Below are 26,231 nucleotides of genomic sequence, written 5' to 3' on the forward strand. Positions count from 1 at the left end.
CACGCACCCTTTTCAGGGGCAACGTCGAAATTTTATCATTCAGGAGGGCCGATGAGCCACTTAGACAACGGTTTCCGTTCACTGACACTACAACGTTTTCCGGCGACGGATGACGTTAACCCGCTACAGGCGTGGGAAGCGGCGGATGAATATTTGCTGCAACAGTTGGACGATACAGAAATCCGCGGCCCGGTGTTAATCCTGAATGATGCTTTTGGCGCGTTAAGCTGTGCGCTGGCGGAACATAAGCCGTACAGCATCGGCGACTCATACATCAGCGAACTGGCGACACGCGAGAATTTACGCCTCAACGGGATTGATGAGTCGAGCGTGAAGTTTCTTGACAGCACCGCTGACTACCCGCAACAGCCGGGCGTGGTGCTGATCAAAATACCGAAAACACTGGCATTGCTTGAGCAGCAACTGCGTGCGCTGCGCAAAGTGGTCACGCCGGAAACACGCATTATTGCCGGGGCCAAAGCCCGTGACATTCACACCTCCACGCTGGAACTGTTCGAAAAAGTGCTCGGCCCGACCACCACCACGCTGGCATGGAAAAAAGCGCGCCTGATTAATTGCACTTTCAATGAACCGCCGCTGGCCGATGCGCCGCAGACCGTTAGCTGGAAGCTGGAAGGTACTGACTGGACTATCCACAACCATGCGAATGTCTTCTCCCGCACCGGGCTGGATATTGGCGCGCGCTTCTTTATGCAACATCTGCCGGAAAATCTCGAAGGGGAGATTGTCGATCTCGGCTGTGGTAACGGCGTTATTGGCCTGACGCTGCTTGATAAAAACCCGCAGGCGAAAGTGGTGTTTGTCGATGAATCACCGATGGCGGTTGCTTCCAGCCGTTTGAACGTCGAAACCAACATGCCAGAGGCGTTGGATCGCTGCGAGTTTATGATCAACAACGCGCTCTCCGGCGTGGAGCCTTTCCGCTTTAATGCTGTGCTCTGCAACCCGCCGTTTCATCAGCAACATGCGCTAACCGATAACGTCGCCTGGGAAATGTTCCACCACGCCCGCCGCTGCCTGAAAATCAACGGCGAGCTGTATATCGTTGCCAACCGTCACCTGGATTACTTCCATAAACTGAAGAAAATTTTTGGCAACTGCACCACTATTGCGACGAATAATAAATTTGTGGTGCTGAAAGCAGTGAAGCTGGGGCGTCGTCGATAAGATTGGGAGTTACCTGCCGGATGCGGCGTAAACGCCTTATCCGGCCTACGTTCAGCACATTACCCCCAGGCCGGATAAGACGCGGCAAGCGTCGCATCCGGCAATGTCTGCCCAGTTCTGGAATCGCGCTTCCATAAAACAAAAAATCCCAGTCACATCCTCTGCATTCTCTTGTTTAGCGTTGTTCAACGTTTATTCTTCCGTCACGCAGATAAAATCATCCGTTGCCAATCTGTCAACGGGTGTTATCATATTGCCAATTTGTCAACGGATGTGATGAAGAATGCACCTGATAACTCAAAAAGCATTGAAAGATGCTGCGGAAAAATACCCGCAACATAAAACGGAGTTGGTGGCTCTGGGGAACACGATTGCTAAGGGATATTTCAAAAAACCTGAGTCATTAAAAGCAGTATTCCCATCTCTGGATAACTTCAAATATCTGGATAAGCATTATGTTTTCAATGTCGGGGGCAATGAATTACGTGTTGTAGCAATGGTCTTTTTTGAATCGCAAAAGTGCTACATACGTGAAGTTATGACGCACAAAGAATACGATTTCTTTACCGCCGTTCATCGTACTAAGGGGAAAAAATGATTGCGATTGCCGACATCTTGCAAGCAGGAGAAAAGCTAACCGCTGTGGCACCTTTTCTGGCGGGTATCCAGAACGAAGAACAATACGCCCAGGCGCTGGAACTGGTCGATCATCTGCTGCTCAACGATCCTGAAAACCCCTTGCTGGCTCTGGTGTGTGCCAAAATAACCGCGTGGGAAGAATCAGCGCCTGAATTTGCTGAATTTAATGCCATGGCTCAAGCCATGCCTGGCGGTGTTGCTGTGATTCGTACACTGATGGATCAATACGGTTTAACCCTTTCTGATCTGCCGGAAATTGGCAGTAAATCGATGGTGTCACGCGTTTTGAACGGAAAGAGAAAATTAACGCTGGAACACGCTAAAAAACTGGCAACGCGATTCGGCATTTCCCCTGCATTGTTTATTGATTAACGCGGCCTGCCGGATGCGGCGTAAACGCCTTATCCGGCCTACGTTCAGCACGTTACCCCGAGGCCGGATAAGACGCGGCAAGCGTCGCATCCGGCGCTTCAATGCACGATTTAAATCTCCAGCGCCAGCCGTGTTCCCTGGGCAATTGCCCGTCGCGCGTCCAGCTCCATAGCCACATCGCAGCCGCCGATTAAATGCACAGTTTTCCCGCTATCAATCAGCGGTTGCGCCAGCGCGCGGTTTGGCTCTTGCCCTGCGCAGATCACCACATGATCCACTGCTAACACCTGCGTTTCGCCATTTATCACCACATGCAGCCCGTCATCGTCGATCTTCTGATAACTTACGCCAGGGATCATTTTCACGCCTCGCGAGAGCAGGGTGGTGCGATGGATCCAGCCCGTAGTTTTGCCCAACCCTTGTCCTGGTTTGCTGGCTTTGCGCTGGAGCATCACAATTTGCCGTGGGCTACGGGGGATCTGCATGCCTTGCTGACTCAAACCTCCGGCCTGTTGCAGGCTACTGTCGATCCCCCATTCATTACAGAACTCGGCGATATTCTGGCTGGTGGATTCGCCCGGCTGACTTAAATACATCGCCGTATCAAAACCAATCCCACCACAACCGATGATGGCAACTTTGTTGCCCACCGGCGCTTTGTCGCGCAGTACATCGAGATAACTCAACACATTCGGGTGATTGATCCCGTCAATGGGCGGAATTCGCGGTACGATCCCGCTAGCGAGGATCGTTTCATCGAACGCCTGTAACTGATCCGCCGTCACGGTGTGATTGAGTTTTAGCGTCACGCCCGTCACTTCGATCATCCGGCGGTAATAGCGCAGCGTCTCGTAAAACTCCTCTTTGCCGGGGATCTGTTTGGCGATATTAAATTGCCCGCCGATCTCGCTGTGAGCGTCAAACAACGTTACCTGATGACCACGCGCCGCCGCGTTAATGGCAAACGCCAGCCCTGCCGGACCTGCACCGACTACCGCCAGATTTTTTTTCTGCATGGCGGGAAGGATTGGCATTTTGGTTTCGTGGCAGGCGCGAGGATTCACCAGGCACGAGGTGACTTTGCCAACGAAGATCTGATCGAGACAGGCCTGATTGCAGCCAATACAGGTGTTGATCTCATTGGCTCGTCCCGATTGCGCTTTTGATAGCAGCTCGGCATCAGCAAGGAACGCTCGCGCCATCGACACCATGTCCGCATCACCGCGCGAGAGAATATCGTCGGCAACCTGCGGATCGTTAATCCGGTTGGTGGTGACCAGCGGCAGCGAGACGTGGCCTTTCAGTTTGCGCGTGACCCAGCTAAAGGCACCGCGCGGCACGGGCGTGGCGATGGTCGGAATACGCGCTTCATGCCAGCCAATGCCGGTGTTGATAATGGTCGCGCCCGCCGCTTCAATGGCCTGCGCCAGCTCTACCGTTTCGGCAAAAGTACCGCCGCCTTCGACCAGGTCGAGCATCGACAGTCGGTAGATAATAATGAAGTCGTTGCCAACAAGTTCGCGCACCGCACGCACTACTTCTACGGCAAATCGCATCCGATTGCGGTAATCGCCGCCCCACTGGTCACTACGCTGATTGGTGCGCAGCGTCAGAAATTCGTTGATCAAATACCCTTCGGAACCCATTACCTCTACACCGTCGTATCCGGCCTCCCGCGCCAGTTGTGCGCAGCTGGCGAAATCGTCGATCAGTTGCAGGATCTCTTCATGGGTGAGTTCGTGAGGAACGAAACGGTTGATGGGGGCCTGCAATGCGGAGGGAGCGACCAGATGCGGTTGGTAGCTGTAGCGCCCGGTATGCAAAATTTGCAGGGCGATTTTGCCACCTTCCTGATGTACCGCTTCGGTAATGGTGCGATGGTGTGGGATCTGGCTGGCGTCGTTGAGCATTGCGCCGCCTTCCATGCCAACGCCTGTTAAATCTGGTGCAATGCCGCCGCTGACGATCAGCGCCACGCCGTGACGGGCGCGTTCGGCATAAAACGCTGCCAGCCGCTCGGCACCGTCCGGGTATTCCTCCAGCCCGGTGTGCATTGAGCCCATCAGCACGCGGTTTTTTAACGTGGTAAAACCTAAATCAAGCGGGGCGAACAGCGACGGGTAGCTCATAAAATTGTCCAGTATGTAAAATAATTGTTATGTGGTCGGATGAGTTCTAATTTAGCCGTCGCCGGAGAAAAGGGAAAAGGGGAGTGCGGGGTTTGTGATGGGATTCAAAAAGAATACGCCCGGTGGTAACGCCGGATGCGACGCTTGACGCGTCTTATCCGGCCTACGGGAGCGTACATGTAGGGCGGATAAGGCGTTTACGCCGCATCCGCCAGCCGTTGCAAATTACTGCTTACGGAAAAAATCGTTATACAACATATACAAATGCGCGGCACTCCAGGAGAAATTTGGTGCGCCTTGCTGTGCGCCGGTCAGCGGGTTGTAATTTTCCTGAATCGGGCCATCGGCGGTTAACCCTTTGGCGTGCCGGAAGAACGTATCCGCCAGCTTCAGGGCATCATCGCGATAACCGTAACGCTCCATCCCTTTCAGACCAAACCAGAACTGATCCACCCATACGCGCCCGCGCCAGTAGATATCCGCGCCAAAGGCCGGGTTGGTTAACGCCGCCGTTCCCAGCGGAACAAAGGTGTTGAACTCTTTAGGATCGAGCATCACCTTCACCACCGCGTCGGCGTTGGCCTGCGTTGCCGCCCCGTTAAACAGCGGCGACCAGCCTTCCGGCCCTTTACCGCGCTCAACAATCGGTTTGCCCGCGCAGCCGTTCGCCAGCGGTTTATCTTCAATGCGCACGTCATAGTAGAACTGTGTAGTCGGGTCGAACATACAGGTGTTGATGTAGTCCGCGAGCTGCTGTGCCAACTGGCGATAGTGCTTAGCCTCTTCCGACTTACCGAGGATGGTTGCCATCTCCGCCAGATAATGATTATCGCTGTACATATAGCTGGCCTGATCCACCGACTCCTGCAATAGCGAGTAGCCCAGCAACGTTCCGTCCTGACTGCGGTTTTCGGCGAATTTCACCGTCCAGTCGCTACGTTTGCCGCCATTAGCGACATATTTATCCAGCTGTTCTTTGTCGATAAAACCAAAGACGGCGGCATCATCACGGCCCGATTCCCACGACGCAGCGACCTGTGCCGGAATTTCCAGACTGTCGTACTGGCCTTTCTCCACCACGTGGGCGTAGTTGTTCAGCCCAGACTGCGTCTCTTCTTTGTCACCTTTTTTCACCGTAAACAGCATCTCGCCATTCTCAGTGTTGTGGGCTTTGTCGCGGGTCGCGCCATATTCCGGCACGCCGTTGCCGTTATGATCGCGGTTACGTAACCACCAGTCGTGATAGGCCACCAGTTTCGGGTACATCTCTGCCAGCCAGGTTTTATCCTGGGTGACGTTATACACTTCCATCACCGACCAGGCGGCAAGGCTGGGTTTGGTGTTACGTTCGTTCCAGTTGCCACCATCGCCGCCACGCTCGGGGCTAAGGTTCCACGCTATCAGGTCGGGGACAAAGCCCACATCCTGTGGACGCACGGTGTCGCCGGGCTGGATCTGCCAGGAGAAGACCGCGCGGATATTCTCTTTGGCGATGTCCGGATTGAAATGCGCCATCGCAAACGCCTGCTTCCAGGTATCCCACGGCCAGGTCTGATTGCCGGAGAACCAGCGTCCGGTCACCGACGGCGTGACGGTGTTATATTTCACCGCGCCGCCCGGTGAGCGCCAGTTACCGTTGAGCGTTTCGATTGCTTTTACCGCGACGCGCGTCTGTTCCGGCGTCGCATCCGGATTGGTTAACCCTTTCTTCAGGTACTCTTCCCAGCGTTGCTGCGAGGCGGTGAGATAAAACGCCGGACGCGCCAGAATATCGCGGATCTGCATTTGCTCTTTGCTAACTTCCTGGGCGGTCAGCAGATGGGAATAGGTGGTATAGAACGTGGTCGAACCGTTGATATGTGCCTTACTGGTAAAGCGATTACCGTTGATTTCAGTCTGCACCGGCAGGGATTTATGCACCTGATATTCCGATTCGCCGGAGGTCAGCAGATCCCAGGTGGCGCGCACTTTGCCAAAGGTGACTTTCAGGCCATCACGGGTGGCGCTGATTTTGCGCTGATAGTCAGGGTACTCGCCAGCAATGGTTTTATCGGAAAGCGGTTTCCCTTCTTTCGCTTCCAGTTTTTCCAGCAGTTCGCCGTCCCACACCAGATCCAGCGGTTTATTGCTGATGATTTTAGTTTCCAGTAGTGACGTGCGCGGCGTGGCGAAGCGCAGAGTCATTTCGACCTGCACATCTTTTGCTGTCAGTTTTTGCACCAGCGCGCCGGGAATACTGTATGCCTCCAGCGTGAAGTCGACTTTCTTGCCGTCCTGCCAGACGGTCAGGCGGTCGAAATTGCTGGCCATAAAGTTGATGTATTCTTCCGTCAGCAGCGCTACGCCCGGAAAACCGCCCATGGTGTTCGGGCCGTCTGGCAACAAGTGACCATGCCAGGCTCCGAGATCGAAAAACGGATTAAAACGCTGGTGGTCGTCGTAATCGTAATCCTTCATGTACTGCGGCGCGCCGGTACGGTTAATCACGTTTTTATAATTGTCGGCGTTGGCGGCATGGGCGGAAAAACTCATCAGCAGGGCACAGGCTACTGGTGTTAAAATAGTTTTGATTTTCATGAGATTACTGTCCTTATTACCAGTAGAAATATTGCATCAGGAAGATTTGGTCGCTGGGATCGTGAGAGGCATTTTTCATGTAGAAGCGGCTATCAAAAGCCGTTGCGAAACGTCCGCCGCCGTATTCGTACCAGATACCAAACTGCATGAAAGAGGTGGTTTCATCATCAGCGTGGTCAGGGCGATGTTTGGCGTAGGTGTAAGCGGTGGAGAGATAAACGCCCTTTAACGCTTCATACATGGCGCTCACCATCATCCCGCTTTCACTTCCCGGTACGTCCAGCCCGTCGGCGCGTCCGGTATGGTGCCAGGCGCGAGCGGCAAAGTTAGGGGTAAGCAGGCCCGTCAGATAGAGTTGTCCGGTGCCGTCGGTGATTTCCAGACCGTTCATCCAGGTGATGCCTTCGGCAAGGTCATACTGGATGTAACCGTTCATCATTGCCGGATAGGTGTATTTGTCGTCGTAGCGATCGTATTTGCCAAAATGTAGCCAGGCTTTGCTTTCGTCATGATGTCCGGCAGGTGTGGCGGTGACGCTATAACGAAAGTTGCCGCTTAAGTTCTGTACCTTCAGCGCGGTCATAATGTCGCGGGTATTGGGAATGACGTAGCCCAGATCGGGCGTGAAATCGCCCCACCATTGCAGGTCATCCAGCGAGGAATCCTGACGCAGACTGAGCATGATTTCGGTGCCATCGTTGGTACGATAACCGCCATAAAAACGGTTAATCCCACCTTCGAAACCGCCCCAGCTATGGTCAGGCACCCAGGCATTACCGTCGTGGTCGGCCTGCACGGTCCAGCCTTCGCCGTAAATCAGGCCGAACCAGGAGCCGTACTTCATCTCCAGGCCTCCTTCAATATAGGTGCCGTCGCTGTATTTATGTTTATTCTCACCCTCTAAATCCATATATCCACCAACCCCTAATTCGCCGTAAAAACGAAATGAAGGAGAAGATGTTGAGGTAATTGCGGGTGTTTTTGTGTCGTCATGTTCTGCCGGACGTACTTCTTCGCCCATCGCAGAAAAGGCATAGCAAAACGGCAGAGCAAGTAATGCTCTGCATGGTGCAGTGATTAATTTCATTGTGTTAATCCATGAGCTAAAGAAAAAGTACAGCCTTTTATCGTTGTAATTATAAAAATAGAAAGGCAGAAACTATTTTCCCTCTCCCCATCCAGGAAGAGGGAAAATGCCTGCTCATTTTTTATTAGTCTGCTTAATCAACATTGCTGGCTGGCGTCGCTTCAATATGGCGCTCTTCAGCCGTTAATCCCTTTATATATTTACTGTATTTCCACCACGCAAATCCGAGGAAGATAACAATACCGCCGACGTTATAAAAAATGATGGTCAGAATATTCGCGCCAGTCGGGAATGTCGAAGCGACAAACCCTACGGCAAATATCGCAATCAGCATTGAAACAATGATAATACCGGTGCGGCGGGAGCCCATACGGAAATCGCGTGGCAGGTGATCTAATTTGGCGCGTAAATTCAGGTAAGCCAGCATGATGAATAACGGCGGAAGCATGGACGCTGCGGCAGTCATATTAATAATGGTATTCATCAGATCCTGCACGGTATTGGAACCGAGCATCGGGATAATCATCAGCGGGATGACGATCAGGAACTGGATCCACGCCGCGCGCGCCGGAACGCCGTTTTCGTTAAGTTCGACGGTTTTCTTACCAAAGATGCCTTCCGGGATTTCGGAGAAGAAAATTTTCACCGGTGTTGCGGTCCACATTAGCAGGGAGCCGAACATCGCGGTAAAGGATACCAGACCGACAAAGCGATTCATCAGCGCTTCCGGCAGACCAAAATACGCCGCCATGCCGTGGAATACCTGCACCGATCCACCGGTAAATTTCAACTCTTTGCTGCTGACGAAGACGTTAATCAGCACTGAGGAGACGGAATACAGTACGCCGATAAAAATCCCGGCGAGGATGATCACTTTAACGAACGATTTCGAACCGCCTTTGACGTCGTTAACGTACACCGCGACGGACTCCGCGCCACCTGCGGCCATAAAGATCCAGGTGGTAACGCCGAGGAACGCCCAGTTGAAGTTCGGGATCATCGCGTCAACGGTGATCGGATCGGCAGGCTGTACGCCGCCAACCAGTGCCGTACCTGCCAGTAAAATGTAGGAGAGCGTTAACAGCAGCATCAGCGTTGAAGTGACGGAGGTAATTGGCCCCAGCATTTTCGCCCCATTGGTAGAAACCCAGGTGGAGAAGGCGAACAGCACCATACTGATAATGGTGGTGGCAACCGGCGTCATAATATATTCGTAGCCGAGGAAGGCATACGAAGCATAAGCAATAACGCGCGGCAACAGCGAGGTGAAAAAGAACAGATTTACGAACCAGTAGGTATAGGCAGTAATAAATGCCCAACGTCCGCCCAGCGAACTTTTTACCCATGCGTAAACACCAGCTTCTGAGTTTTTATTTAACGAAACAAATTCTGCGATGATCAGACAGAAGGGAATAAAATAAAAAATCGTCGCGAGGAAAAACATCGGTGCCGAGGCCAGTCCAAGCTCAATATTATTATTAATAACGTTATTAAAGCTGTAAACGGCGGCAAAAGTCAGCGAGAGCAAGCCGAATTTGCCGATTGTATTACGTTTGGTATCAGACATAACACATCTCCGAAAATGAGTAGGGTAGCGGTGGCGGCAAACTCCTTTTGCCGCCGTAGTTGTTATTTGTTATGGAAATAACCATCTTCGATGGTGACTTTGAGAACCACTTTTTTGACCGCGTTATTGCAGATAAACCGATACGCTTCATGGATATCGAAAATAACGATTTGCCCTTCGTGGACCTCTACGGTTTCTCCGCAGCCTTTTAAATATTCACGGTCAGTTTCATCACGATAATATTCCACTACCTGTAATGTCTCTTTCGGCGCATATTCAATTTTTTGCTGCCCTTGCAGGTAGTAATGCACTTCAAAATAGCGTCGATGCCCGGTAAATAGCGCATCGGTCGCGGAGTCCGTCTCCACGCGGTAAGTCAATGAGTCACCGATGGAGTGGGCGACGCCAGGCTGAATGTTGTCGATATTTTCAATCGCTTCAACGCATCGTTGCCACTTCTTGCCAGAGGCGTAAATCTGGCGGAACTGTTCTAAGTTATCGATGATCCTCATTGCTTATTCTCGCTGTGCAAATTCGTGGAAAAGAACCCTGCGCCGAACTCATACGACGCCAGGCTTTGCGCGGTAGCTTCTCCGCCAGAAACCGGCAGCAACGTAAAGCCGTAGCTGAAGTCACGGAACCAGACGCGCCAGGAGTCCAGCACCTCGCTGCCCCAGGAGTTAGAGCCGAGGCCAAGCAGCTGGTGGTCGAGATTCAGGGTGATGTCATCACTGCGCTGCAGCTCGTTACAGTGCTGGGCAGCGTGGATGTTTTCCTGGGTATAGTGCCAGGCGCTGAAGTTAATTGGGCGCTGCGGAACCACCAGCAGACCGTTGCCGTGGCGGTTAGTCAGTGCTGTCCAGCGGACATGCTGACGGTTGCCGTTGTTCTGCGGGAAGGGATAGTTCTCGAACATGGCATCGACGGTGCTGCGCCAGATATCGATGATGTTAGCCTGCTGGCTGTCGGCGTAGTTTTCGCCCGGTCCACGACCGTAATACGCCACCTGGTCGTATTCGCCGTTAATCCCCATGGTGAAACCGATGCACGGAATGATGTGCGGATAGTCGCCGTAACGCTCGCCGGAAAGCGCCACGTTAACCTGGCCATCGGCAGCGATGCGCCAGATGTAGGTGCAGCGCATTCCGAAGTTAAACACCGGCGGGGCTATAACCGTGCGGCTGATGATCAACACCTCGCTATCGCTCTGTTCTACGGCAAAGTCGCGCAGATGTTCCTGCATGATCTGCAAATGATTCGGCTGCCACAGCCCTTCGTATTCCTGCTTGTGGTTGTCGATCATTGGCTTGAAGAAGTTGATCTTTGGCTCGCGGGTCAGCAGCGACTCGCCATTCACTTGCCAGGATGTCGGTTTACCACTCGTTTTTGAGAAGGTGATCGCAAAGTTGTAGCCGCGAACAGTACAGCTCAAACGATCGTCTTCCAGCGTCAGCGGACGGGCGTTATTCGGTGCGAAAGGTACAGGCTGCGCGGTGTTTTCCTTCAGCGGGAGCTGATAAGTGGCGATAGAATGCCCGGCTTCGCTGTAGCGGGTGCGGGAATCTTTGGTCACCGTAATGTTGAGGAACGCTTCGCGGGCGTCCAGCTGCGGCAGCGTGATCTGCAAGGGGGCCTCGCTGTTCGGCGCAACGTCGCGCAGTTTAATCTGCTGCGTCGCGAGCGTTTCACCTTCGGCGCGCACCTCTGCGTGCAGGGTGTAGTCATCAAGCGTGGTAAACCACAGTTTATTTTCGACTTTCAACTCGCCGCGAGTCAGATCCAGCGCGTGGATTTTTACCGGCGCGATAACCTGTTTGTACTCTTTCAGGCCCGGTCCCGGCGTCTGATCGGAATAGATCAAACCATCAAGACAGAAGTTATAGTTGTTGGGATAGTCGCCGTAGTCGCCGCCGAATTTATACCAGACATTGCCGTTGTCATCCTGCGCCTGGATCCCGTGGTCGCACCATTCCCAGACATAATGGCCCTGAATGCAATCGTGCTTATAGAAAACGTTCTGGTATTCCGTCAGCCCACCAGGTCCGTTCCCCATCGCATGAGCGTATTCGCAGATGATGCGCGGCTTCGGATGCGGGTATTCACCAAACTCATTCATCAGCGGCACGCGGGTGTACATGGTGGAAATAATATCGACCACTTCAGCGTCGCGATCTTCTTCGTAGTGCACCAGTCTCGTGTCATCCAGCGCCTTCGCTGCGTGGTACATCGCGCGGATGTTACAGCCGTAGCCGGATTCATTGCCCAGCGACCAGATGATGATCGACGGATGGTTTTTCTGCGCGTGAATATGGCGAACAATGCGCTCGACGTAGACTTTTTCCCACTGCGGATCGTCGGTAATACGGCTGATATCGCCGACATTAGCAAAGCCGTGCGATTCGACATCGGTTTCCGCCATCACAAACAGGCCGTAGATATCACACAGTTCGTAAAAACGAGGATCGTTCGGGTAGTGAGCGGTACGCACGGAGTTGATGTTGTGCTGCTTCATCAACTGGAGATCTTTTTCTACGCGATCCATCCCAACGGCGCGGCCTTTGCGATGATCATTGTCGTGGCGGTTGACGCCGTGCAGCATCACATAACGGTTATTGATCCAGAACAGACCGTCGCGCACTTTGATATCACGGAAGCCAACGCGTTGTGGCACCACTTCCAGAACGTTACCGTCGGCGTCTTTCAGCGTTATGACCAGATGGTAAAGATAAGGGGATTCTGCTGACCATTGCTGCGGCTGTTCGACAGTAAAAGCAAAGCGGGCGCTGGTCAGTTTTTCAATTGCCAGATGATCAATGGCGCTGCTGTGCACCACGCGTTCGCCGTCGAACAGGGTATATTCCAGCGTCGTGACGACAGGGGAGACGGCGAGATTTTCCAGCACCACTTCGCAGGAAAGTGTGGCATCGCAATAGGCTTCGTCAAAGTCGGTACGAACGGTGAAATCGTTAATATGCGTGAGTTGTTTACCGACCAGATAAACATCGCGGAAAATCCCCGCCGACCACCACATATCCTGGTCTTCCACGTAGGTAGAGTCCGCCCACTGCATCACGCGCACACACAACAGGTTGTCGCCGGTTTTAACCATCGCGCTGATGTCAAACTCTGCGGTCAGGCGACTGCCCTTGCTGAAACCAACATACTGACCGTTAACGTAGACTTCAAAATAGGTTTCGACGCCGTCAAATTTAATCAGGGTCTGTTTACCCTGCCAGCCGTCGCTGAGGGTGAAAATACGTTGATAGGCACCGGTTGGGTTATCGCTGGGGACAAACGGCACATCGATGGGGAACGGAAAACCTTCGTCGGTATATTGCAGTTTGCCGTGACCTTCCATTTGCCACATGGCGGGGACGGTAATATGCCCCCAATTAGCCATTAACTCAGAGGTGAAGGCTTCTGGCACTTGCAGCGGATGGTCAAAAAAGTGGAAATTCCACTGACCGCTTAAGGGCAGAAACAGGCTGCTGGTTTCACGGGCAAAAGTACGCGCCTGCGCAACAGAGTCATATGAAAAAAAGTACGCACGCGGCGCAAGTCGGTTTTCGTGGGTGAGCTGAATGTTTTCCCAGCGATTCATAGGGCCTCCCGGTAGAGAGAAATCGGAACCATTCATGGTGATGGTAGTTTGTGTAATTGCTGGGGAGTTTAGTAAAATTTTTACTAAAATGTTGCGGGTAAATGCATTTACTTTAACTGGATCACGAAAATAAACGGTAGCACCGTCCGGCAAAAAAGATTGCCGGACAGTGTGTAAGGGGATTTAACGGGTCGTGCCGCGCAGTTTTAATTTGCTGGGAACGAAGACTAATAGCGGCAGCGCGCGACCATCGCGGGCTTTTTCATACACCAGGTTAACGCCCTGGCTTCCCATCATTTCGGAATGGATGCGCACGGTGGAGAGCGGCGGAAAGGTAAATCGCGCGGTGGGGATGTCGTTCACGCTGATAAGCGAAATATCCTGTGGGATGTTCAGACCACGTTCATGAATTGCCCGCAGTACGCCGATAGCAATGGAATCGGAAGCAACAAACAGTGCCTTCGGATAGTCTTCCCGCGCCAGCATCTGTTTTGCCAGTTCATAGCCCGACGAACTGGAAAAACCGCCGCGCCAGATATCCTCTTCGCGTACCACTTGTTTCAGTCGGCCATATTCCGCAAAGGCGACCTCACGAATATCCGCCTTGCCAGGCAAGTCCTCGCCGCCAATAAAACCAATGCGATTAACGCCTTGATCGATATAGAAGTCGATGATTTCTTTACTGATGCGTGCCAGATCGATATCTACAGCATCGTAATTACTGCCGGGTTCGTGAAAGTCGATAAAACAGATATTGTCGGTCAACGCGCTGGCAGCGGCGCGCAGGGCGGGCGTGGGTTTGCCGACAATTAAAATACCGGTGACGTTTTTAATGTCTGGTAAGCCGCTGTGTTCATAACAATTGGTCAGTTCGATCGCCAGCTTTTCGCACTGGGTTTCAATGCCGTGGCGGATCGCCAGATAGTAAGGATCGTTGATCTCCAGCTCCTGCTGGTAGCTGTAGATAGCCAGAATATGGTGTTGGTTGACTGCACCTGTCTGGAGTTTACGGGCACTACTGGTCTTGTACTCCAGCTTTTCGGCGATCTCGAGAATGCGATGTTTCGTCTCTTCTTTCACATTCAATGTCGGATCGTCATTTAAGACCCTGGATACTGTCGCCAGGGATACGCCAGCTTCGATTGCGATGTCTTTTAGTGTTGCCATGTTTACCTTTTTTACTTTCCCTGATGTGCGCCCCCATTGTAGAGGAAGTGCTTATCGGGTCACCTGTTTTCAGTAAATAAAGCGCGTTTCTTTGACGCTGTAACGGTAACACAGCGGCTTACGAATGTGATCACGCCTGCATTCTCCATTTTTAGCCTACAGGATTGAGAAAAACTTTTGCTATAGTTTAGTAAAATTTTACTCGAAGGGAGGAAGCAATGGAAACCGTGGCTTACGCTGATTTTGCACGTCTGGAAATGCGCGTCGGAAAGATTGTGGAAGTGAAACGCCATGAAAACGCCGACAAGCTGTACATCGTACAGGTTGATGTGGGTGAAAAAACACTGCAAACCGTGACCAGCCTGGTGCCGTACTACAGCGAAGAAGAGCTGATGGGGAAAACGGTGGTGGTCTTATGCAATCTGCAAAAAGCGAAAATGCGCGGTGAAACGTCGGAATGCATGCTGTTGTGTGCGGAAACCGATGACGGCAGTGAAAGCGTGCTGTTAACGCCGGAGCGGATGATGCCTGCGGGAGTACGTATCGTATAAATAGATCGGATGGCGACGTCGTATCGCCATCCGATTTGATATTACACTTCTTCGACACTTACTCGCATGGCCGCCAGCGCCTTACGCGCCGCTTTGATCACCAGTTCACACTGTTCAATGGTCAGTGTCAGTGGCGGTTCAATGCGGATCGTTTTGGCGTTATTGAGCGTTCCGGCCACCAGTACGCGCTGGCGGAACATCTCGCTGGCAAAGTTATAGCCGATTTCGTTATCAACAAACTCAATCGCCATCAACATCCCTTTACCACGCGCTTCCTGTACCAGATCGGGATATTCCCGCGCCAGTTGACGGAAACCATCCAGCAACATATCGCCTTTTTGTTCTGCCTGAGCCGGTAAGTTCTGCTCCAGCAACACATTGATGGTCGCCAGCGCCGCCGCACAGGCCAGCGGGTTGCCGCCAAAGGTGGTGGTATGCAGGAACGGGTTGTCGAACAGGACAGAGAACACCTCTTCAGTGGCGATGGTTGCGCCAATCGGCATCACGCCGCCGCCGAGGGCTTTTGCCAGACACAGGATGTCCGGCTGTACGTTCTCATGTTCGCAGGCAAACATCTTGCCCGTACGCCCCATGCCCGTTTGTACTTCATCGAGGATCATCAGTGCGCCGAACTCATCGCACAGCTTACGCACGGCGGTGAGATAGCCTGGCGGCGGCAGAATTACGCCACCTTCGCCCTGAATCGGTTCGAGGATCACCGCAGCCACATCATCACCGGTTTTTTTGCACTCGTTAAGAGCCGTGCGCATGGCTTCGATATTGCCAAACGGCACATGACGGAACCCTGGCAGCAGTGGCATAAACGGTTTGCGGAAGGTCGATTTCGCCGTGGCCGACAGCGCGCCAAGTGATTTACCGTGGAACGCGCCGCTGGTGGCAATAAAAGTAAACTTGCCGCGCGGTGACTGGTAAGCCTTCGCCAGTTTCAGCGCCGCTTCCACGGACTCGGTGCCGCTATTACAGAAGAAGCTGTATTTCAGTTTACCGGGCGTTAGCGCAGCGAGAGTTTTCGCCAGCATCGCCCGTAACGGATCGAGCAGCTCTTGGCTGTGCAGCGGTTGTTTCGCAAGTTGATTCTGTACGGCGGAAACCACAACTGGATTACGGTGCCCCACGTTGAAAATTCCAAAACCTCCCAGGCAGTCGATAAACTCCTGTCCCTGGGTGTCGACAAGCGTATTTAAACCTCCCGCTTGCCACTCTACGGCTCCGTAATCCCCGCCGGCGGTAACAGATTTGCGATACTCTAAAAACCCCGGATTGACATGCTCTTTGAAGTATTCAATCACTTCTCGGTTAAGTGCTTTCATCTCCTCATGATCCAGCGTTCGCTTCTCAATGAGATTCAGGGCGTGGGCGCTGCACGCTAAAGCCGATGCGCTCGAAGGTAACCTGTTCAAAATATGCTCCGGAGGCTCGCGTATCACATGATACCGATTTAAGTATTGCAGGGATTGCGCCACTCCGGCTGCGATCGCGAAAATCGGGATAAACATAAATTACATTATCATTTGTGTAACATTTAATGCTAAATGTTAACTATTGCCGTTATTTTGCCCGATTTTATCGGGGGGGAATTTTGCGATCGCTGTGCAAATGCACTCTTTCAGGGCAATAAATGCCTGATTTTTGGGCAAGATAATTAACGGCTTCGGATAATAACAGAGTGAAAGTATTTTAAATCAATGGATTAGGTTTTGTGCTTTAGTTGCAAATTGCGATCTAAATCAAATTAAAGTGCTAAAGATAACCGCGCCGGGGCCGACATAACCTCCGACAAGAAGTTAACAACCATATAACCTGCACAGGACGCGATTATGTCTTCTCATCCGTATGTCACCCAGCAAAATACCCCGCTGGCTGACGATACTACCCTGATGTCCACTACCGATCTGCAAAGCTATATCACCCACGCCAATGATTCTTTTGTACAAGTAAGCGGCTATACCTTGCAGGAGTTACAGGGCCAGCCGCACAAGATGGTGCGTCACCCTGATATGCCAAAAGCGGCGTTTGCTGATATGTGGTACACCCTGAAAAAAGGGGAACCCTGGAGCGGTATCGTGAAAAATCGCCGCAAAAATGGCGACCATTATTGGGTGCGGGCCAATGCGGTGCCGATGGTGCGCGAGGGCAAAATCAGTGGCTATATGTCGATTCGCTCCCGGGCGACGGATGAAGAGATCGCGGCGGTAGAGCCGCTGTATAAGGCGCTGAACGCTGGACGTACCAATAAACGTATGCATAAAGGGCTGGTGGTACGTAACGGTTGGTTGGGAAAACTGCCGTCATTACCGCTTCGCTGGCGAGTGCGTGGGGTGATGACACTGATGTTTATCGTGCTGGCGGCCATGCTCTGGTTTGCCGCTGCCCCGGTGGTGACGTATTTCCTCTGTGCGTTAGTGATGTTGTTGGGAAATGCCTGTTTTGAATGGCAAATTGTACGCCCGATAGAAAATGTCGCCAGCCAGGCACTGAAGGTGGCTACCGGAGAACGTAATAGTGTTGAGCATTTGAATCGCAGCGATGAGCTGGGGCTGACATTACGCGCGGTAGGGCAGCTTGGCCTGATGTGTCGCTGGTTGATTAATGATGTCTCAAGCCAGGTTTCTAGCGTCAGAAACGGTAGTGAGGCGCTGGCAAAAGGCACTGATGAACTGAACGAGCATACTCAGCAGACGGTAGATAATGTCCAGCAAACTGTAGCGACCATGAACCAGATGGCGGCGTCGGTGAAACAGAACTCAGCCACAGCATCGGCTGCCGATAAACTTTCTATCACCGCCAGTAATGCGGCTGTGCAGGGCGGGGAAGCGATGACCACGGTGATCAAGACGATGGACGATATCGCCGACAGTACCCAGCGCATTGGCACCATTACTTCGCTGATTAACGATATTGCGTTTCAGACCAATATTCTCGCCCTGAATGCGGCGGTGGAAGCGGCGCGTGCCGGAGAACAGGGCAAAGGTTTTGCAGTGGTGGCAGGGGAAGTGCGTCATTTAGCCAGCCGCAGCGCCAATGCTGCCAACGATATCCGCAAGCTAATTGATGCCAGTGCTGATAAGGTGCAATCCGGTTCGCAGCAGGTACACGCCGCCGGACGGACGATGGATGATATTGTGGCGCAGGTAAAAAACGTCACGCAGTTGATCGCCCAGATTAGCCATTCAACGCTGGAACAGGCCGATGGGCTTTCCAGCCTGACCCGTGCGGTGGATGAACTTAACCTGATCACGCAGAAAAACGCCGAGTTGGTGGAAGAGAGTGCGCAGGTGTCGGCGATGGTGAAACACCGCGCCAGCCGACTGGAAGACGCGGTGACGGTGCTGCATTAATCGGTATGCCGCATCCGGCGGTTGGAGCACGATGCCTGATGCGATGCTGGCGCATCTTATCAGGCCTACGGGGCGCGTAGGCTGGATAAGGCGTTCACGCCGCATCCGGCAATCGGTGATTAATCCAATTGCGTAATATCAAAAGCGGCGCGGTCGATCACCGCAATGATCTTTTTTATCTGCGCGTCGCTGATGTCGCTCTGATTGATGCGTAAATCCAGCACCGCTTTAAAATTATCCAGCGCCCGCTTCATTTGCGGGTTCTGGCGCAGCGCAGCGCCAACGCAACGCGCTTTGATGCGTTCTTCAATCATCTCCACCTGTTCGCGGTTTTCTTCCAGCCACTGCGCGCCTTGTTCGGTCAACGCAATCTGCTTTTTGCCGCCTTCCTCTTCGCGGATGGTAATTAGCGACTGCTCCTGCAGAAAATCCAGCGTCGGGTAGATGACGCCCGGGCTTGGGGTGTAATTCCCCTGGGTTAGATTCTCAATCGCTTTAATCAACTCGTAGCCGTGGCTGTCATCGCGCGAGAGAATATCCAGAATCACCAGACGCAATTCACCGTGACCAAAGAAACGTTGCCGACGACCGCCACCGCGACCGTGGCGACCACCGCAGCATTGACCGTGTTCATGCTGGTGACCGTGTCCGCAGTGCTCGTGTTCTGGCTTCTCACCTTTGCAGCAGCCTTCATGGCGTGGCTGGCCTTCATGTTTACAACACCCTTCGTGATGATGGCTCATATCAGCCTCCTTTTGCTTAATTAGATATATCTAATTTATATCTGATGTGAGAGTTCTTGCAAGTGTAAAAATGATTTTTAAACGCAGATGTACTCAACATCCAGGCCGGATAAGGCGTTCACGCCGCATCCGGCAGCCTTGCTATGGCGCTGAATGCCTTCACATACTTCAGATATATCAGTTCTACAAATCGCTTGCATTTATCATGATTAGCAATCATTATCATTTACGAAATTTATTTAGATATATCTGATTACCATCACGAAGGCGATAACAATGAATAACTCCCCCCGCTACCCGCAGCGCGTTCGCAATGATCTGCGCTTCCGTGAACTGACTGTGTTACGCGTTGAGCGCATCAGCGCCGGTTTTCAGCGCATTGTCCTCGGCGGCGAGGCGCTGGACGGCTTTACGTCGCGCGGCTTTGACGATCACAGCAAACTCTTCTTTCCTCAATCTGACGCTCACTTTGTGCCGCCAACAGTAACGGAAGAGGGGATCGTCTGGCCGGAAGGACCACGCGCACCGTCGCGTGACTATACGCCGCTGTATGACGAACAACGCCATGAACTGGCGATCGATTTCTTTATTCACGACGGTGGGGTCGCCAGCGGCTGGGCGATGCAGGCGCAACCGGGTGATAAACTCACGGTGGCAGGACCGCGCGGTTCGCTGGTGGTGCCGGAAGATTACGCGTATCAGCTGTATGTTTGCGATGAGTCCGGGATGCCCGCACTACGCCGCCGCCTGGAAACGTTGAGCAAACTTGCTGCTAAACCGCACGTTACCGCGCTGGTCAGCGTGCGGGATAACGCCTGTCAGGATTATCTCGCGCACCTTGATGGTTTTAATATCGAATGGTTGGCGCATGATGAGCAGGCGGTAGATGCGCGTCTGGCGCAGATGCAAATCCCTGCCGATGATTACTTCATCTGGATAACCGGTGAAGGGAAGGTGGTGAAGAATTTAAGCCGTTGCTTTGAAGCGGAACAGTATGACCCTCAACGGGTACGCGCAGCGGCTTACTGGCACGCGAAGTAACTGATATATGAAAAGAAAAAGGCTGACGATTTCTCGTCAGCCTTTACTGTATTTGGTGGCCCCTGCTGGACTTGAACCAGCGACCAAGCGATTATGAGTCGCCTGCTCTAACCACTGAGCTAAGGGGCCATGGTAGCGGATTATAAAGTAACTCCGTGTCGCAATCCAGCCATTACCGCGCGCCTGCTGTTTTTATAAACAATGTGTTTTCAATTCGTTATACTTTCCCTAGGTTGTGTTGTTCAGGGGTTAATATGGTTGAAGATATTATTGCACCAGGGTTGCGCGTGGTGTTTTGCGGCATCAATCCGGGGCTTTCATCTGCGGATACTGGCTTTCCTTTTGCTCATCCGGCGAACCGTTTCTGGAAGGTGATTTATCAGGCCGGGTTTACTGAAAGACAGTTGAAGCCGCAGGAGGCACAGCATCTGCTGGATTATCGTTGTGGCGTCACCAAACTGGTTGACCGTCCAACGGTGCAAGCTAATGAAGTTTCAAAGCAGGAGCTGCACGCAGGCGGGCGTAAGTTGATTGAAAAAATTGAAGATTATCAGCCTCAGGCGTTGGCGATTTTGGGCAAACAGGCCTATGAGCAGGGATTCAGCCAGCGCGGCGCACAGTGGGGGAAACAAACGCTCACTATTGGTTCGACGCAGATCTGGGTACTGCCAAATCCCAGCGGTTTAAGTCGAGTTTCTCTGGAAAAGCTGGTGGAGGCGTATCGGGAACTGGATCAGGCACTGGTGGTGCGTGGGCGATAAAAAACGCCACCGAAAAGGTGGCGTTTGTGCAAAGGGACAAGTGCCGGATGTGGCGTAAACGCCTTATCCGGCTACCGATTAATCGTCCAGGAAGCTACGCAGTACTTCAGAACGGCTCGGGTGACGCAGTTTACGCAGCGCCTTCGCTTCGATCTGACGGATACGTTCGCGGGTAACGTCGAACTGTTTACCCACTTCTTCCAGCGTATGGTCGGTGTTCATGTCGATACCAAAACGCATACGCAGAACTTTCGCTTCACGCGCGGTCAGGCCAGCCAGCACGTCGTGTGTTGCCGCACGCAGACTTTCGGTGGTCGCAGAATCCAGCGGCAGCTCGAGGGTAGTATCCTCGATGAAATCACCCAGATGCGAATCTTCATCATCACCGATCGGCGTTTCCATGGAAATTGGCTCTTTGGCGATCTTCAGCACTTTGCGGATCTTATCTTCCGGCATCAGCATACGTTCAGCCAGTTCTTCCGGCGTCGGCTCGCGGCCCATCTCTTGCAGCATCTGGCGAGAAATACGGTTGAGCTTGTTGATAGTCTCAATCATATGCACCGGAATACGAATGGTGCGCGCCTGATCCGCGATAGAGCGGGTGATCGCCTGACGGATCCACCAGGTTGCGTAGGTGGAGAACTTGTAACCACGGCGGTATTCGAACTTATCAACCGCTTTCATCAGGCCGATGTTACCTTCCTGAATCAGGTCAAGGAACTGCAAACCACGGTTGGTGTATTTCTTGGCGATAGAAATAACCAGACGTAAGTTCGCTTCAACCATCTCTTTCTTCGCACGGCGGGCTTTCGCTTCACCGATGGACATGCGACGGTTGATATCTTTAACCTGCTCAATGGTCAGGCCGGTTTCTTCTTCAATCTGTTGCAGTTTCTGCAGGGCGCGATGTACTTCTTCAGAGACATCGTGCAGTTTTTCCGACCACGGCTTGTTCATCGCAATTGCCGCATTGAACCAGGTATCGCTGGTTTCATTGCCGGTAAACAGGGTGATGAAGTTTTTCTTCGGCATTTTGCACTGCTCAACGCAGAGCTTCATGATCAGACGTTCTTGCGTACGAACGCGGTCCATCATGACGCGCATGCTGTTGACCAGGTAGTCAAACTGCTTCGGCACCAGGCGGAACTGTTTGAACACTTCAGACAGTTTCAGGATCTCTTCCTGAGCGGCTGCATGGCTACGGCCTTTCGCTTTGATGGTGTCACGCGTTACAACGTACTGAGCGCGCAGTTCCGCAAATTTTTCACGAGCCAGTTCCGGGTCGATGCTGTTGTCATCGTCGGCGGTATCGTCGTCACCATCTTCTTCGTCTTCATCTTCGTCATCGTCCAGATCTTCCTGGGAAAGCTCAGAGCCGACGTGAGTGGCGGTTGGTGCCAGATCTTCTTCTGCGTTCGGGTCAACAAAGCCGGTGATCAGATCGGACAGACGCGCTTCTTCTGCTTCCACACGATCGTACTGTTCCAGCAGATAGGTGATCGCTTCCGGGTATTCAGCAACGGAGCATTGAACCTGGTTGATCCCGTCTTCAATACGTTTAGCGATGTCAATTTCGCCTTCGCGGGTCAACAGTTCAACGGTGCCCATTTCACGCATGTACATGCGTACCGGGTCAGTCGTGCGCCCGATTTCAGATTCCACGCTGGAAAGCACCTGCGCGGCGGCTTCGGCAGCATCTTCGTCCGCGGTGTTTTCAGCCAGCATCAGATCATCGGCATCCGGTGCTTCTTCCATCACCTGAATGCCCATGTCGTTGATCATTTGGATGATGTCTTCGATCTGATCTGAATCGACGATATCTTCCGGCAGATGGTCATTGACCTCGGCATAGGTCAGATAGCCTTGCTCCTTACCACGGGTGACAAGAAGTTTCAGCTGTGACTGCGGGTTTTGCTCCATAAGACGGTATCCACACTTATTTCATGAGGTTGGTGTTGGGCGATTGACCCGATGTCCTTCAGGTGTTAACGCTGAAATCCAACGGCTGTTTACCGCCAACGATAATTACGAGGGCGTACTTATATATTTGCCGCTGCCTCTCAGTGCGGCTGTCGGGGGCTTCCCGATCGCTATTCGGCACTTAAGCCGTTAAATCACTTTTTCGCCAGTTCCTGGTTCAATGTCCAGAGTTCCAGGCGTTCTTCGTTGCTTAAACCATGCGTGCGCTCACGAGCGATTAACTCTTCTTGACGCAGTTCAAGCAGCGAATCAAACATATGGTTGAGTGAGTCGGTGAAGGTTTGCTCAGCAATATTCTTATCTGCTATATCGTCCCACATCGACAGTTTTTCAAGGGTGGCAGCATTATTTGTACCACGATAGTGCTCTAAAAGTTGCCCGGTGGTCAGACCTGGCTGAGAGAGACAAGTGTTGACCAGTTCTCTGAATAAGCCAAGTCCAGGGAGCTTATTTTCATCCAGATTCTCAAGCGGCGGGACCAACGTCGCTAATTCTGGATTTTGCACCAGCAACCCTATAAGTATACGCATGGTCGTGCGTTTTAGCTGCGGAACAGGACGAGAAACGCCGCTCTCTGCCGCTTTTGGCATTAATCGTTCAAGCTGGCTGTCATCAAGTATGCCTAACTTATTGCCTAATTCCTGACGAAGATATATTCGCAGCGTTTCGCCCGGCACCTGCGATATCAATGGCAGTGCCAGCGTACTCAAACGCGCGCGCCCGTCTGGGGTGCTCAGATCAACTTGCGGCATCAGGCTGTTAAACAGAAATGCGGAGAGCGGCATCGCCTGCTCCATCCGCGCTTCAAACGCCTCTTTACCTTCTTTGCGCACCAGCGTGTCAGGGTCTTCGCCATCAGGCAAAAACATAAAACGTAGCTGACGACCGTCTGTCATGTAAGGCAGCGCCGTTTCCAGCGCTCGCCAGGCGGCATCGCGACCTGCGCGGTCGCCGTCATAACAGCAAATGACATTGTTGGTTGCGCGGAACAACAGCTGTATGTGATCGGCAGTGGTTGACGTACCCAGCGACGCAACGGCGTAATTAATGCCGTATTGCGCCAGCGCAACTACGTCCATATAGCCTTCGACCACAAGCAGACGATTGGGTTCAGCGTTATCCTGCTGCGCTTCATAAAGACCGTAAAGCTGGCGGCCTTTATGGAAAATATCAGTTTCCGGCGAGTTCAGGTACTTGGGGGTATCGTTGCCCAGCACGCGCCCGCCAAAACCAATCACCCGACCGCGTTTATCGCGAATAGGGAACATCACCCGCTCGCGGAAACGATCGTAACTGCGACCCTGATCGTTAGTGACCAACATACCCGCATCAATCAATGACTGACGATTTTCTGGATTGCCACCAAACCGTTTCAGGACGTTGTCCCAGCCGGGGGGCGCAAAACCAATCGCAAAGCGGGCGATAACCTCGTGGCTTAATCCGCGTTTTTCCAGATACTGGCGCGCAGACGTGGCAACAGGTTGCTGTAAAGATTGTTGGTAAAACGTATTCAGACCGTCCATCAACTGATAAAGCGTTTGCCGTTGATGGCGCTCGATCTGGCTGGGGCCGCTGCCTGCTTCAAATGGCACTTCAAGATTGTGCATTGCCGCCAGCTCTTCGACCGTTTCGACGAACTCGAGCTTGTCGTAGTTCATCAGGAAGTCGATCGCGTTGCCGTGCGCGCCACATCCAAAGCAGTGGTAAAACTGTTTCTCACCGTTAACGGTGAATGACGGGGTTTTCTCGTTGTGGAATGGACAACACGCGTGGAAATTCTTGCCCTGCTTTTTCAGCTTCACACGGGCATCGATCAGATCGACGATGTCGGTGCGTGCCAGCAGATCATTAATGAATACGCGTGGGATTCGTCCAGCCATAGGCCCCGATTTTTAGCAATTCATAAACGAAAATAAGCCGCGCATTCCTTTCGGAAGCACGGCCTTACAACTACAACTCGGTCTGATCGGAGAGCAACGCTCTCGAGGAATTAGTACAGACGAGTGCGGCGTGCGTTTTCGCGAGCCAGTTTCTTCGCGTGACGTTTCACTGCAGAAGCTTTAGCGCGCTTACGTTCGGTAGTCGGTTTTTCATAGAACTCACGACGACGAACTTCCGCCAGAACACCTGCTTTTTCACAGGAACGCTTGAAGCGACGCAGAGCTACGTCGAACGGCTCGTTTTCACGTACTTTAATTACCGGCATGTGCCTCTCACCTTTGATTAATTCGGTTTGCCGCTGGCATCAACGCCAGCTTATTTCAAAATGGTGCGGAATTTTACTGCAATTGCTGCTGCTTTGTAAAGCACCGCGGCCTCTTTTGAAAGGGACTTTTATAAGGGTGGGGAGTATACACGAGGCTTTATCCAGGGGCGAACAAAGTTTTACATCAACCCGCATTGGTCCTACACTGCGCGGTAATAAAGCGAGGTAAAACAAGTCATGCGTGTACTGGGTATTGAAACTTCCTGCGATGAAACTGGCATCGCCATTTACGACGATGAAAAAGGTTTGTTAGCCAACCAATTGTATAGTCAGGTGAAATTGCACGCTGACTACGGCGGCGTCGTGCCTGAACTGGCTTCCCGCGATCACGTGCGTAAAACCGTACCGTTGATCCAGGCTGCGCTGAAGGAGTCTGGTTTAACGGCAAAAGACATTGACGCTGTGGCCTATACCGCAGGTCCTGGATTAGTCGGCGCGCTGCTGGTTGGCGCGACCGTGGGGCGTTCTCTGGCGTTTGCCTGGGACGTTCCGGCGATCCCGGTACACCATATGGAAGGGCATCTGTTAGCGCCGATGCTGGAAGATAACCCGCCAGAATTTCCGTTTGTCGCGCTGTTGGTTTCCGGCGGTCATACGCAGTTAATCAGCGTGACTGGCATTGGTCAGTACGAGCTGCTCGGCGAGTCTATCGATGATGCCGCCGGGGAAGCGTTTGACAAAACCGCAAAGCTGCTGGGGCTGGATTACCCAGGCGGGCCGTTACTGTCGAAAATGGCGGCTCAGGGTACTGCCGGGCGCTTTGTCTTCCCGCGCCCGATGACCGACCGTCCGGGGCTGGATTTCAGCTTCTCTGGCCTGAAAACCTTCGCCGCGAACACGATTCGTGACAACGGCACCGACGACCAGACGCGTGCTGATATCGCCCGCGCCTTTGAAGATGCGGTGGTCGATACGCTGATGATTAAGTGTAAGCGAGCACTGGATCAGACGGGCTTTAAGCGACTGGTAATGGCAGGCGGCGTGAGTGCTAACCGCACGCTGCGGGCGAAACTGGCGGAAATGATGAAAAAACGCCGTGGAGAAGTGTTCTACGCGCGTCCAGAATTTTGTACTGATAACGGCGCGATGATCGCCTATGCCGGAATGGTGCGGTTTAAAGCAGGCGCGACGGCGGATCTCGGCGTTAGCGTGCGCCCGCGCTGGCCGCTGGCGGAGTTACCGGCTGCGTAAAACTATCAGGTG

The 26,231-nt window shown here is 52.7% G+C and carries 20 protein-coding genes and 1 tRNA gene; 8 read left to right on the forward strand and 13 right to left on the reverse strand.

Translation table 11 applies throughout. From position 1 onward, the window contains the following. Positions 1-51 precede the first annotated feature (51 nt). From rlmG to higA, 3 genes are all read left to right on the forward strand, one after another. The gene (rlmG, locus tag D9734_RS21425) at positions 52-1,188 is read left to right on the forward strand and encodes a 23S rRNA (guanine(1835)-N(2))-methyltransferase RlmG (protein WP_130210408.1); all 1,137 of its coding nucleotides are present in this window, start codon (positions 52-54) and stop codon (positions 1,186-1,188) included. Between the two features lie 283 nt (positions 1,189-1,471). Next, entirely contained in the window at positions 1,472-1,786 is a 315-nt protein-coding gene (higB, locus tag D9734_RS21430; RefSeq protein ID WP_000550189.1) for a type II toxin-antitoxin system toxin HigB, read from the forward strand. Then, positions 1,783-2,199, forward strand: coding sequence for a type II toxin-antitoxin system antitoxin HigA (higA, locus tag D9734_RS21435; protein WP_130210410.1), 417 nt, complete (start codon positions 1,783-1,785; stop codon positions 2,197-2,199). Before higB ends, higA begins: the two co-directional genes overlap by 4 nt. 110 nt (positions 2,200-2,309) lie before the next feature. Here higA and fadH read toward each other — a convergent pair whose 3' ends face one another. The 7 genes from fadH to ebgR form a co-directional block, all read right to left on the reverse strand. Further along, positions 2,310-4,328 (reverse strand): NADPH-dependent 2,4-dienoyl-CoA reductase, encoded by a 2,019-nt coding sequence (gene fadH, locus D9734_RS21440; RefSeq protein WP_130210412.1) that lies wholly within the window; start codon positions 4,326-4,328, stop codon positions 2,310-2,312. A 225-nt stretch (positions 4,329-4,553) separates the two neighbouring features. Further along, the gene (ygjK, locus tag D9734_RS21445) at positions 4,554-6,905 is read right to left on the reverse strand and encodes an alpha-glucosidase (RefSeq protein ID WP_130210414.1); all 2,352 of its coding nucleotides are present in this window, start codon (positions 6,903-6,905) and stop codon (positions 4,554-4,556) included. Positions 6,906-6,921: 16 nt separating this feature from the next. After that, positions 6,922-7,992: a protein YgjJ gene (ygjJ, locus tag D9734_RS21450; RefSeq protein ID WP_130210416.1), complete on the reverse strand. Its 1,071-nt coding sequence runs from the start codon at positions 7,990-7,992 to the stop codon at positions 6,922-6,924. A 133-nt stretch (positions 7,993-8,125) separates the two neighbouring features. Next, on the reverse strand, positions 8,126-9,559 hold the full coding sequence (locus D9734_RS21455; RefSeq protein WP_086218899.1) for an amino acid permease: 1,434 nt from the start codon (positions 9,557-9,559) through the stop codon (positions 8,126-8,128). 62 nt (positions 9,560-9,621) lie between these two features. Next, positions 9,622-10,071, reverse strand: coding sequence for a beta-galactosidase subunit beta (locus D9734_RS21460; RefSeq protein ID WP_001474646.1), 450 nt, complete (start codon positions 10,069-10,071; stop codon positions 9,622-9,624). Further along, positions 10,068-13,160 carry a beta-galactosidase subunit alpha gene (gene ebgA / locus D9734_RS21465; RefSeq protein WP_130210418.1) on the reverse strand — a complete coding sequence of 1,031 codons (3,093 nt, stop codon included), beginning with the start codon at positions 13,158-13,160 and terminating at the stop codon, positions 10,068-10,070. The genes D9734_RS21460 and ebgA overlap by 4 nt, the downstream gene beginning before the upstream one ends. 183 nt (positions 13,161-13,343) lie before the next feature. Continuing rightward, positions 13,344-14,327 (reverse strand): transcriptional regulator EbgR, encoded by a 984-nt coding sequence (gene ebgR, locus D9734_RS21470; protein WP_130210420.1) that lies wholly within the window; start codon positions 14,325-14,327, stop codon positions 13,344-13,346. A gap of 218 nt (positions 14,328-14,545) precedes the next feature. On the opposite strand from ebgR, the gene D9734_RS21475 reads away from it, so the two are divergent. Continuing rightward, positions 14,546-14,878 (forward strand): tRNA-binding protein, encoded by a 333-nt coding sequence (locus D9734_RS21475; protein WP_000450588.1) that lies wholly within the window; start codon positions 14,546-14,548, stop codon positions 14,876-14,878. 41 nt (positions 14,879-14,919) lie between these two features. On the opposite strand, the gene ygjG is transcribed toward D9734_RS21475, so the two are convergent. Beyond that, on the reverse strand, positions 14,920-16,299 hold the full coding sequence (ygjG, locus tag D9734_RS21480; protein WP_130210422.1) for a putrescine aminotransferase: 1,380 nt from the start codon (positions 16,297-16,299) through the stop codon (positions 14,920-14,922). 417 nt (positions 16,300-16,716) lie between these two features. Between ygjG and aer the strand changes: the two genes are divergently transcribed. Then, on the forward strand, positions 16,717-18,237 hold the full coding sequence (gene aer / locus D9734_RS21485; RefSeq protein ID WP_130210424.1) for an aerotaxis sensor receptor Aer: 1,521 nt from the start codon (positions 16,717-16,719) through the stop codon (positions 18,235-18,237). A gap of 119 nt (positions 18,238-18,356) precedes the next feature. Here aer and nfeR read toward each other — a convergent pair whose 3' ends face one another. Continuing rightward, positions 18,357-18,980 carry a DNA-binding transcriptional regulator NfeR gene (gene nfeR / locus D9734_RS21490; protein ID WP_130210426.1) on the reverse strand — a complete coding sequence of 208 codons (624 nt, stop codon included), beginning with the start codon at positions 18,978-18,980 and terminating at the stop codon, positions 18,357-18,359. A gap of 276 nt (positions 18,981-19,256) precedes the next feature. Here nfeR and nfeF point away from each other — a divergent pair, with 276 nt between their 5' ends. Next, positions 19,257-20,021, forward strand: coding sequence for an NADPH-dependent ferric chelate reductase NfeF (gene nfeF, locus D9734_RS21500; protein WP_130210430.1), 765 nt, complete (start codon positions 19,257-19,259; stop codon positions 20,019-20,021). 53 nt (positions 20,022-20,074) lie between these two features. On the opposite strand, the gene D9734_RS21505 is transcribed toward nfeF, so the two are convergent. Beyond that, positions 20,075-20,150: transfer RNA gene (locus D9734_RS21505), tRNA-Ile, on the reverse strand. 125 nt (positions 20,151-20,275) lie between these two features. Here D9734_RS21505 and mug point away from each other — a divergent pair. Further along, positions 20,276-20,782, forward strand: coding sequence for a G/U mismatch-specific DNA glycosylase (mug, locus tag D9734_RS21510; protein WP_130210432.1), 507 nt, complete (start codon positions 20,276-20,278; stop codon positions 20,780-20,782). Between the two features lie 78 nt (positions 20,783-20,860). Here mug and rpoD read toward each other — a convergent pair whose 3' ends face one another. The 3 genes from rpoD to rpsU form a co-directional block, all read right to left on the reverse strand. After that, a complete protein-coding gene (gene rpoD, locus D9734_RS21515; RefSeq protein ID WP_064529606.1) occupies positions 20,861-22,702 on the reverse strand; it encodes an RNA polymerase sigma factor RpoD in 1,842 nt (613 codons plus the stop codon). Positions 22,703-22,896: 194 nt separating this feature from the next. Beyond that, positions 22,897-24,642 (reverse strand): DNA primase, encoded by a 1,746-nt coding sequence (dnaG, locus tag D9734_RS21520; RefSeq protein WP_000918827.1) that lies wholly within the window; start codon positions 24,640-24,642, stop codon positions 22,897-22,899. Between the two features lie 110 nt (positions 24,643-24,752). Then, positions 24,753-24,968, reverse strand: a complete 216-nt coding sequence (gene rpsU / locus D9734_RS21525; protein ID WP_001144069.1) for a 30S ribosomal protein S21 — start codon at positions 24,966-24,968, stop codon at positions 24,753-24,755. Between the two features lie 237 nt (positions 24,969-25,205). On the opposite strand from rpsU, the gene tsaD reads away from it, so the two are divergent. Then, positions 25,206-26,219 (forward strand): tRNA (adenosine(37)-N6)-threonylcarbamoyltransferase complex transferase subunit TsaD, encoded by a 1,014-nt coding sequence (gene tsaD, locus D9734_RS21530; RefSeq protein WP_001264352.1) that lies wholly within the window; start codon positions 25,206-25,208, stop codon positions 26,217-26,219. Positions 26,220-26,231 lie beyond the last annotated feature (12 nt).

Source organism: Escherichia sp. E14S1, assembly GCF_004211995.1.
GTDB lineage: Bacteria > Pseudomonadota > Gammaproteobacteria > Enterobacterales > Enterobacteriaceae > Escherichia.

Coding starts and splice junctions, on each gene's coding strand:
- aer (WP_130210424.1), top strand. CDS start 16,717: ATGTCTTCTCATCCGTATGTCACCCAGCAAAATACCCCGCTGGCTGAC.
- D9734_RS21475 (WP_000450588.1), top strand. CDS start 14,546: ATGGAAACCGTGGCTTACGCTGATTTTGCACGTCTGGAAATGCGCGTC.
- fadH (WP_130210412.1), bottom strand. CDS start 4,328: ATGAGCTACCCGTCGCTGTTCGCCCCGCTTGATTTAGGTTTTACCACG.
- nfeR (WP_130210426.1), bottom strand. CDS start 18,980: ATGAGCCATCATCACGAAGGGTGTTGTAAACATGAAGGCCAGCCACGC.
- tsaD (WP_001264352.1), top strand. CDS start 25,206: ATGCGTGTACTGGGTATTGAAACTTCCTGCGATGAAACTGGCATCGCC.
- D9734_RS21460 (WP_001474646.1), bottom strand. CDS start 10,071: ATGAGGATCATCGATAACTTAGAACAGTTCCGCCAGATTTACGCCTCT.
- rlmG (WP_130210408.1), top strand. CDS start 52: ATGAGCCACTTAGACAACGGTTTCCGTTCACTGACACTACAACGTTTT.
- ygjK (WP_130210414.1), bottom strand. CDS start 6,905: ATGAAAATCAAAACTATTTTAACACCAGTAGCCTGTGCCCTGCTGATG.
- rpoD (WP_064529606.1), bottom strand. CDS start 22,702: ATGGAGCAAAACCCGCAGTCACAGCTGAAACTTCTTGTCACCCGTGGT.
- ebgA (WP_130210418.1), bottom strand. CDS start 13,160: ATGAATCGCTGGGAAAACATTCAGCTCACCCACGAAAACCGACTTGCG.
- higA (WP_130210410.1), top strand. CDS start 1,783: ATGATTGCGATTGCCGACATCTTGCAAGCAGGAGAAAAGCTAACCGCT.
- ebgR (WP_130210420.1), bottom strand. CDS start 14,327: ATGGCAACACTAAAAGACATCGCAATCGAAGCTGGCGTATCCCTGGCG.
- rpsU (WP_001144069.1), bottom strand. CDS start 24,968: ATGCCGGTAATTAAAGTACGTGAAAACGAGCCGTTCGACGTAGCTCTG.
- higB (WP_000550189.1), top strand. CDS start 1,472: ATGCACCTGATAACTCAAAAAGCATTGAAAGATGCTGCGGAAAAATAC.
- dnaG (WP_000918827.1), bottom strand. CDS start 24,642: ATGGCTGGACGAATCCCACGCGTATTCATTAATGATCTGCTGGCACGC.
- mug (WP_130210432.1), top strand. CDS start 20,276: ATGGTTGAAGATATTATTGCACCAGGGTTGCGCGTGGTGTTTTGCGGC.
- ygjJ (WP_130210416.1), bottom strand. CDS start 7,992: ATGAAATTAATCACTGCACCATGCAGAGCATTACTTGCTCTGCCGTTT.
- nfeF (WP_130210430.1), top strand. CDS start 19,257: ATGAATAACTCCCCCCGCTACCCGCAGCGCGTTCGCAATGATCTGCGC.
- D9734_RS21455 (WP_086218899.1), bottom strand. CDS start 9,559: ATGTCTGATACCAAACGTAATACAATCGGCAAATTCGGCTTGCTCTCG.